General features: G+C 58.6%; 10 protein-coding genes. 4 read left to right on the top strand and 6 right to left on the bottom strand.

The annotated features are described in order from the left end of the window. The 4 genes from A3C3_RS0134350 to A3C3_RS0134335 all read left to right on the top strand — a co-directional run. Window positions 1–411: zinc-binding dehydrogenase (locus A3C3_RS0134350; RefSeq protein ID WP_022719041.1), on the top strand; the 411-nt coding region annotated here is incomplete at its 5' end. Between the two features lie 90 nt (window positions 412–501). After that, window positions 502–1,077 carry an S-(hydroxymethyl)glutathione synthase gene (gfa, locus tag A3C3_RS0134345; RefSeq protein WP_028740245.1) on the top strand — a complete coding sequence of 192 codons (576 nt, stop codon included), beginning with the start codon at window positions 502–504 and terminating at the stop codon, window positions 1,075–1,077. A gap of 254 nt (window positions 1,078–1,331) precedes the next feature. Next, on the top strand, window positions 1,332–1,529 hold the full coding sequence (locus tag A3C3_RS46355; RefSeq protein ID WP_022719039.1) for a hypothetical protein: 198 nt from the start codon (window positions 1,332–1,334) through the stop codon (window positions 1,527–1,529). Next, window positions 1,493–2,821 (top strand): MFS transporter, encoded by a 1,329-nt coding sequence (locus A3C3_RS0134335; RefSeq protein WP_022719038.1) that lies wholly within the window; start codon window positions 1,493–1,495, stop codon window positions 2,819–2,821. Before A3C3_RS46355 ends, A3C3_RS0134335 begins: the two co-directional genes overlap by 37 nt. 265 nt (window positions 2,822–3,086) lie before the next feature. On the opposite strand, the gene A3C3_RS0134330 is transcribed toward A3C3_RS0134335, so the two are convergent. The 6 genes from A3C3_RS0134330 to A3C3_RS0134305 form a co-directional block, all read right to left on the bottom strand. Further along, window positions 3,087–3,881: a DUF899 domain-containing protein gene (locus A3C3_RS0134330; RefSeq protein WP_028740244.1), complete on the bottom strand. Its 795-nt coding sequence runs from the start codon at window positions 3,879–3,881 to the stop codon at window positions 3,087–3,089. Between the two features lie 370 nt (window positions 3,882–4,251). Then, a complete protein-coding gene (locus A3C3_RS48300; protein ID WP_312866284.1) occupies window positions 4,252–4,725 on the bottom strand; it encodes a DUF2905 domain-containing protein in 474 nt (157 codons plus the stop codon). 73 nt (window positions 4,726–4,798) lie between these two features. Next, window positions 4,799–5,731 (bottom strand): sugar phosphate isomerase/epimerase family protein, encoded by a 933-nt coding sequence (locus A3C3_RS40240; protein ID WP_022719035.1) that lies wholly within the window; start codon window positions 5,729–5,731, stop codon window positions 4,799–4,801. 31 nt (window positions 5,732–5,762) lie between these two features. Then, a complete protein-coding gene (locus tag A3C3_RS40235) occupies window positions 5,763–6,893 on the bottom strand; it encodes a sn-glycerol-3-phosphate import ATP-binding protein UgpC (RefSeq protein ID WP_022719034.1) in 1,131 nt (376 codons plus the stop codon). A gap of 29 nt (window positions 6,894–6,922) precedes the next feature. Continuing rightward, window positions 6,923–7,810, bottom strand: coding sequence for an ABC transporter permease subunit (locus A3C3_RS0134310; RefSeq protein ID WP_022719033.1), 888 nt, complete (start codon window positions 7,808–7,810; stop codon window positions 6,923–6,925). Between the two features lie 7 nt (window positions 7,811–7,817). After that, window positions 7,818–8,708: a carbohydrate ABC transporter permease gene (locus A3C3_RS0134305; protein ID WP_022719032.1), complete on the bottom strand. Its 891-nt coding sequence runs from the start codon at window positions 8,706–8,708 to the stop codon at window positions 7,818–7,820. Window positions 8,709–8,757: the final 49 nt, after the last annotated feature.

Genomic DNA, 8,757 nt, shown 5'->3' with positions numbered 1-8,757 from the left:
GAGGTCGGCGACGACATCGTGCCTTATCTCGTCAACATGACGAAGCGCGGCGCCGACCAGATCGGCGGCGCCGACTATACCTTCGACTGCACCGGCAACACCAAGGTGATGCGCCAGGCGCTGGAAGCCAGCCATCGCGGCTGGGGCAAGTCGGTGGTCATCGGGGTGGCCGGTGCCGGCCAGGAAATCTCCACCCGCCCGTTCCAGCTGGTCACCGGCCGCAGCTGGATGGGCACCGCCTTTGGCGGCGCGCGTGGCCGCACCGACGTGCCGAAGATCGTCGACTGGTACATGGAAGGAAAGATCCAGATCGATCCGATGATCACCCATACGATGCCGCTCGAAGACATCAACAAGGGATTCGAACTCATGCATTCCGGTCAAAGCATCAGGAGCGTTGTCATCTACTAAACGGGTCCGCCGGGCGTTCGGACGAAAGCCGAAGTAGGCCAATATCCGGAGAGCCGGATGGGCTTCGGCGCAACAGGGGAGGAACATGCGATGGAAAGTGCAGTTCATATTCATCCGGCAGTCGACGATGGATTAAAACCAGCCAACCCCGGCTTTGCCGGTGGCACGCTTGTTTGTGCCTGCACGGACCGGCCGGTCAAGGTAAGGATCGAGGGGCAGGTCGCCCACAACCACGTCTGCGGCTGCACCAAATGCTGGAAGCCCAGAGGTACGTCTTTCTCCGTTGTCGCGGTCGTCCCGCATGACAAGGTGACTGTGCTCGAGAACGGCGACAAACTGCAGGTGGTCGATCCGAGCGCACTGATCCAACGTCACGCCTGCAAGCAATGCGGCGTGCACATGTATGGACCGGTCGAGCGGGAGCATGCGTTCCAGGGGCTGGACTTCGTTCACCCCGAGCGGTTCCAGGAACCAGGCTGGGCTCCACCCGAATTTGCAGCCTTTGTTTCTTCCATTATCGAGTCGGGCGTCGATCCCAGTCGAATGGACGGCATACGGGCCCGCTTGCGGGAGCTTGGATTGGAGCCCTATGACTGCCTATCGCCTGCCCTGATGGACTATGTCGCCACCTGGGTCGCAAAGAAATCCGGCGCTCTAGCGGGTTGATCGAGCAGACGGAGTTGATGAAATCTATCAGCGTTCTGGACAAGGACGCTGAGATTCTCCTTCGGGCTCACTTATGACGACATTACCATGGGCGTGCTTGCATGCGGAGCTGGTCGATTGCGGCATCGTTGTCGCGCCGTCTTTGATCTCGCGCGGCTGGCCAGCGAGGGCGCGGCTCGATCGAAACCGTTGAGGCACGGGATAGGATTCGGGCGGACATACTGTGAACGTCTCATCGGCATTGCGAGGCGAGCATGCTTGTCAGTCTTGGTTTCGTGCCGCGTTCCTTCACTGGCGACCGGCTCATTGTCGCGCGCTCCGCCGATCTGAAGAGCGGGTTCCCGATTTGGATCAGGCTGCTTTTCATGCTAAAATACAAGAAGTTGGAGGGCGATGTTAAATGGGAGGACGAAACATGCCCACTCAAGTTCCAAGAGATTTCCGCCGTGTGATCATTGCTGCGTCGGTAGGAAACGTCATCGAATGGTATGACTTCTATATCTTCGGAAGCTTGGCCGCGGTTCTTTCGGTGAAGTTCTTTGAGCAATCCCACCCAGTCGCAGCGCTGCTGAGCACGATTGCGCTGTTCACTGCAGGATTCCTGATCCGTCCACTGGGGGCGTTCCTTTTCGGCTGGATGGGTGACCGGGTCGGCCGCAAATACACGTTTCTCATTACGCTCAGCGGCATGGGGTTGGGCACCGGTGCGATCGGCTTGATGCCGACCTACGCGTCGATCGGGCTGACCGCTGCGTTCCTTCTCTTCGGCCTGCGGATGATCCAAGGCTTGTGCCTGGGCGGCGAGTATGGCGGCGCCATCACCTATGTCGCCGAGCATGTCCCCGACGAACGCCGTGGCTATTATACCGGGTGGCTTCAGACCTCTCCGACGCTCGGAATCGTCGTGTCGCTGGCCGTGATCATCGCGACGCGCACCTATTTCGGTAACGAGGTCTTCGACGAATGGGCGTGGCGCATTCCGTTTTTGGTCTCCTTCCTGCTGGTAGCCATTGCAATCTACATCCGGCTTCAGCTTCAGGAGACACCGATCTTCGAGGAGATCAAGGCTAAGGGGCAGACGACCCGAAATCCATGGAAGGAAGCCTTCCTCAGCTCCAACATCCAATATGTCGGGATCGCCACCATCGTGCTGATCGGGCAGGGAGTGGTCTGGTATAGCGGCCAGTTCTGGGCATTGTACTTCCTGCAGCAGGTTTCCAAGGTAGATTCGTTGACCTCGTCCTATATCGTGGGAGCCGCGCTGCTCATTGCAACGCCGAGTTTGATCTTTTTTGGATGGCTGTCAGACATTATCGGCCGCAAGCCAGTGATCCTGGGAGGCATGTTGCTCGCCGCGATAACGTATTATCCGCTGTACTTGTGGCTGGGATCAGCCACGCAGCCTGGCAACATCAATTATCCAATCGCGATCTTCATCATCTTCATCCTGGTTTGCTACGTCGGGATGGTATATGGCCCGGTTGGTGCGTTCCTTGCTGAATACTTCCCCGGCAGGATCCGGTACACGTCAGTGTCGGTGCCATATCACATTGGCAATGGTTGGGGTGGCGGATTGGTGCCGTTCATCACCTCGGCGGCGTTCGCGGCCACTGGCAGCATTGGTTACGCGCTTATCTACCCGATCGCCGTTCCTGCCGTATGCTTCCTACTTGCCCTTTTCTTGATGCCTGAGACCCGCAAGATAAGCATCTGGGACCCGATTGAGCCTAAAGCCGAACTGTAACAAGGCCACATTGTGCGGGCCGCAAGGCCCGGCACATCGTTGCCGCACTGCAGTCCCGGGGCTTGTCGGATGAGGTGGCCTTCGACGAGGGCAGGCAGAATGCCCGTCCTCGCCGACGATCCGGAGCAGGTCAGAAAAGATCGGATGCCCGCGCAGGCCCGCTGCCGTCATATTTTGGAGAGCCTCCTTAAAGAACCGCTTCGTGCGGACGCCATATTCTCTACGACCTATTCCTCGCCTCTCCAGCACCTGGCAGTGTCATGGCTCAGGGCTTCGTGCTCGCGTGTTGGCTCCGGAACGCCGCCTCTCCAGCGTCCGACACCTCGACCCATTTCTTGTCGGGTACTGCGTTTGCAACGTAGCTGTCATGCCAGTTCCACCACTTATATGTCGGAGTTTGAGGATAGCCTTCGGGCGAGTCCTCCCAGACCTCCTGCCGGCCCAATGGCGTGATGTCTAGGTAGTTCCAAGTGCCTCCCATTTGCTCGTCGCCGCGATTATTGACGAAGTAGGTGCGAAATACGCGGTCGCCGTCACGGTAGAACACGTTCGTGCCATGCCACTCGTCCACGCCGAAGTCGGCGTCGAAGCTGTCGGTGAGAGTGAACCATGGCATCTCCCAGCCCATCCGGGCCTTCAGCCGCGCGATGTCGGACTGAGGCGCACGCGAGGCGAAAACGAGGGTGGTGTCACGCGCGTTCAGGTGCGCGACATGGGCGACTTGGTCGGCCACCATGGAGCAGCCCCGGCACGCGTGGTCGGGCCAGCCGAACACGCCCGGCTCGAAGAAGGCGCGGTAGACGATCAACTGTCGCCGACCATCGAACAGGTCGAGCAGGCTTGCCTTGCCCGCAGGTCCCTCGAACGCATACGCTGTCTCCACGGCCATCCTCGGCATTCGCCGGCGTTCGGCGGCCAGCGCGTCACGGGCGCGTGTCAGTGCCTTTTCTTTGACAAGCAGCTGCTGGCGGGCCGCCTCCCAGGCCTGGGGCGACACGACCGGTTGAGTGTGCATGTCAGGCCGTCTGCCTTGCTGACCATTTTTAGTTGATCTCGTCATGGCTTCAAATCTCCTGATTTGGGCGAATTTCCGCGCCAGCTGGCAGACGGTAGGTTCGCTTGTGGTGTTCGTGAGATAGTTTGGCACCGGAAAGCGAACAGGGGGAGTAACATGTGTGGCGCTATTTCGACGGCATCGCTGACGAAGCCGCAGCGCGCGCGCATTGAAGCGTAAACCTCCGGGGTCTGAACCGCGTGGGCGTTGTGAAAGGATGCTCCGGCTATCGTGATGGGTCGAGCGGGCCGCTTTCGCGCAAAGGGATGTGATGGCGATCTTCACTGACACTCTTCGAACGCCGGGGCATCAAGCCGCAGAATGAATCCACCTCTTCTTGGGCAGCGTGTGCGACCCTTACAAAAGGCATAGCTACTTAACGACTGAGGAGCCAGAGCATCACGGACAGCAAAATGCTGAAGAGCAGGCCGGTGGTAATAGGGATATAAATGGAGAAATTCTCGCGCTCGATGAGAAAGTCGCCCGGCAGCCTCCCCAAGCCGATGCGTGCAAGCCACGGCCAGAGAATACCCACCGCGACGACAACAAGCCCGGCTATGATGAGGACTCTAGACACGGCACACGATGCTATACGACTTCGGTCGATTAGATGATAACCGAACTTCGATAGAGGCAACACTCTTACGTGGCAGTCACATAACAAAGACGGGCCCCTGAATATGTTCCAGTTGTTCTCCAAAGGCAGCCGGCGATAAGAGATAAGCGAAGGGGCATCAAACGCGTCGATCTGAAAGGATCTATCACCTACATGATGACCGGGAACTGGGACGGCAAAGGAATTCCCGGTGCCGGCTTGCTGCTCGGCGATGCCAAGGATGGCGATCGCCAAGCAGAACATTCAGCCGTTTGCTATATTTGCGGTAGGTCACCGCTCCTAACGACCAATAAGGTCAGGGCGGCAGCTACGACAGCTGCCGCTTCTCCGCTTTCCCCGTCATCCCCATCAATGCCGCCAAACGTCTCGCCCTTTCCAGGCAGGCCGGCTGCTGGTCGCCAAATCGTTCCGCGTTAATTTCCATGATCAGCGACGTATCCGGAAGGAACGTGAGCTCGCTGAAAATACCCTCCCAAGGAATGTCACCCCAGCCGATCGGCAAGTGGAGATCGCCGATGCCGAGGGCGGTTGCCTCGGCCGGGTGGTAAAAGCGCGTCATGGAGTAGGGAAGGCCAAAGCTGTCATGGACATGCAGGTGACCGGTAACCGGCGCCATTGCGCGCAATTCTTCGAGAAAATCGAGATTGCGGTAGGTCGATTCGATATAGGCATGCGAGAAGTCGATCAGCGCAACAACGTTGTCCGAGCCGATAGCCCTGACAGTCGCGGCCACTTCGCTCGGCGTCTGGCGGTATTGGCCGCTTTCTGTGGTGAAGATGTTTTCAAGTGCGATGCGTACGCCGTAGCCCTTCGCGATATCGCCCATCTCGGCCAGTGCCTCTCGCTCCATTCGGTCAAGATCGGCGCCATTTTCGCCATCGGCAAGCTGTCCGGCACCTGAATGATGGACGAGTATGCCTGCACCAAGCCGGTCGCAGAGTTCGAGCATCGACCGCACGACCTTCTTTTGCAGCTGCAAATGCTCGCGGTCCATGAAGTTGGAGAGGATCTGGCCGTGCAGCGACAATTTCTTGAAAGGATGCTGGCGAACGATGTCGGCGACGCGGCGCGTGCGATCCTCAATGATGCGGCCGCCGCTGATGATTTCCTCGGCATAGATGCCGATTTCGCAGGCGTCGGCCCCCGTTTCGGCGATTTCCCGCAGCGAAGTGTCAAGCGCACTGAGGTCGCCCTTGCCGGTCCGGTTGCAAAATCCGACGGCGGAAATGATGTCGTTCATGCCGGTGTTCCTCCTGGGGGACTGTCAAAATTCAGTGAACAATCGCCAGCGTCGAGGTGGCGGCTGCCGGATGCGGGGAACTGGAATTGATCTTCATATCTATCCGGCGACCGCTATCGCGCTCGAAGACATGCAGTTGGGATGAAGGTAACTCCAGGCCGACTCGATCGCCTGGACGCACGCTCATATGTTCGCCGATGACGGCTGCAAATGGCTCGCCATCGATCTCGGCATGGGCGACCCGACCGGAGCCAAGTTCCTCGACGAAGTCTATTGTCGCTCGCACGCCGCTGCCGTCCAGTGAAACGGCACATTGCTCCGGTCGAATGCCGATCGTGACATCTCTTCCGCGCAAGCTGGCCGCAAGCCCAGGGTCGATGGGGACCTGCACGCCGCCGAAACGCACCGACGCAGTCTCGACCTCGACGCGTGTATTGAAGAGATTCATCGCGGGAGAGCCGATGAAGGATGCGACGAATATGCTTGCCGGCCGATGATAGATATCGAGCGGCTGACCGACCTGCTCGACATGCCCCTTATTCATGACCACGAGCTTGTCGGCGAGCGTCATCGCCTCGATCTGATCATGGGTGACGAAGATGGACGTTGCTGAAAGGCGCTGGTGCAGTTTGCGGATTTCCGCCCGCATGGTCACCCGCAGCTTGGCGTCGAGATTCGACAGTGGCTCGTCGAAGAGAAACACCTGCGGCTCACGAATAATGGCACGCGCCATCGCCACGCGCTGACGCTGGCCGCCGGACAATGCTGCTGGTTTGCGCGCAAGATACTCGGAAAGCCCGACGATCTTCGCCGTCTCCTCGATGCGCGTTTCGCGCTCGGTCCTTGACACACCGGCTACCTTCAGCGCGTAACCAATATTTTGGGCCACGGTCATATGCGGATAAAGCGCATAGTTCTGGAACACCATGGCGCAGCCGCGCTCGCGCGGCTCGAGCCTGTTGACGACGCGACCGTTGATTGCGATTTCGCCGGCGGTAATCTCCTCAAGTCCAGCGATCATGCGTAGAAGCGTCGACTTTCCGCATCCAGAGGGACCGAGAATGACGACAAACTCGCCCGAGGCAAAGGACAGGTCGACGCCGTGCAGCGTCTGGGTTTTGCCGTAGGACTTGCGCACAGCGCGGATATCGATGTCAGCCATATTTGAACCTCGTTTCTTGAATTGCCAGGTCACTTTTCGGTGGCGACCAGGCCACGGACGAACCAGCGTTGCAGCACCGCAACGATGACGAGCGGCGGCGCCATGATGATGAGTGAACCTGCCAGCGTGATATTCCAGTCGGGCAGGCTGTTTTCCGAAGGCAGTAGCGCGCTCAGCGACATCATGGTCGTCTTGTAGGCCGGGTCTGTGATCATCAGCAGCGGCCAAAGATATTGGTTCCAGCCGTAGACGAACATGATCGTGGTGAGCGCCAACATGTTGGTGCGCGAAAGAGGTAACAGCATGTCGACGAAAAAGCGCACTGGTCCGGAACCGTCCATGCGGGCGGCTTCGGCGAGATCATTTGGAAGCGTCATGAAGAATTGCCGGTAGAGGAATGTGCCTGTTGCGGTGGCAATCAGCGGCAGGGTGAGGCCCGCATAGGAATTCAGCAGGTTCCATTCGACCGATACCTCGATGCCGGTCAGTGCCGAGATCAGTAATCGAAACGGCTGGAAAAGGTCGGCGGCCACGGCATAGGTCGGCACCACGCGAACTTCGAGCGGTAGCATCAGCGTGATGAACACGATCCAGAAGAAAAAATGCTTGAGTGGCGTGCGGAAGAACACGATGGCGAAGGCCGTGCAGGCCGAAAGGGCCACTTTGCCGACGGTGACGAGACAGGCCATGATGAAGCTGTTGATCATGGCCGAGCCGAGATTGGCGCGTGACCAGGCAGCGGAGGCGTTTTCGAGGAAGCGGTCCTGTGGAAGGAAATGGAACGGCACGCTGTTGATCTGTTGCAGCGTTTGACTGGCACCGGCCAGAATGACGAGGAAGGGGCCAATCAGCAGGAAAAAGCCCAAGACCATCAACAGATAGGTCAGTGCATCGGCGATCGGCGTGCGCTGGATCATGAAGGGCTCACTTATAGTGCACACGCTTCTCGATGAAGCGAAATTGGATGAATGTGAAGACCATGATCAGGCCGATCAGGACGATGCTCTGCGCGGAGGCGCCAGAGTAGTTGAGTCCCTTGAACGCTTCGTCCACGATGCGAAATACCATCACCTCCGTGCCGTGATTTGGTCCGCCGCCAGTCGTGCTGTGTACGATACCGAAGGTGTCCGAACCGACGAACCCCTCCGTCATCATGATGACGAGCAGAAAGAACAGCGTCGGCGCCAGCAGCGGAACCTGGATATCGATCGCGCGACGGATCGGTCCGGCGCCGTCCATGGCGGCGGCCTCCGTCAGAGAGCGCGGCACGGATTGCAGGCCGGCCAGCAGGAAGATGAACGTGTAACCGGTCCATTTCCAGGCAAAGATGACGATGACGAGGATGAGAGCGTGGGCACCGTATTTTGCCGGGTTCCAGAAATCAGGGAACGCGGCATTGACCGAGGCCATCAGCCCGCGTTCTGGCGACAGAATGAACCGGAAGGCCATGCCGGCTGCCGGTCCGGCGATTGCATATGGAAGGATATAGAGGAACCGGAATAGCCCAGAACCGGGCAGCCGCCGATCCACTGCAATCGCCAGCACGAGACCGATCAGGATAGTGAAGCAAGTCCCGCAAAGGGCGAAGATGAGGCTGACGGCGACGGAATTCCAATAGAATGGATCGGCGAACACCTCGTCAAAATTCGTCAGTCCGACAAATTCCGCTACCCCGCCAAAGGGAGGCTCAAGTGTGAAGGCCCACTTCATCACCGCGATTGCCGGCCAGTAGAAGAAGAGGAGGATCAGAAGAATCTGCGGCAGGGCGAAAAGAATTGGCAGCCACCAGCTTTTGAAAACGGCCCGCTTTTCCATGGATCAATCAAACCAATTGTACTTCAGGGACAAGAGCCTGCCATATGCA

This window comes from Rhizobium mongolense USDA 1844 (genome assembly GCF_000419765.1).
Classification (GTDB): Bacteria; Pseudomonadota; Alphaproteobacteria; order Rhizobiales; family Rhizobiaceae; genus Rhizobium; species Rhizobium mongolense.
This window is presented reverse-complemented; position numbering and strand designations above follow the sequence as displayed.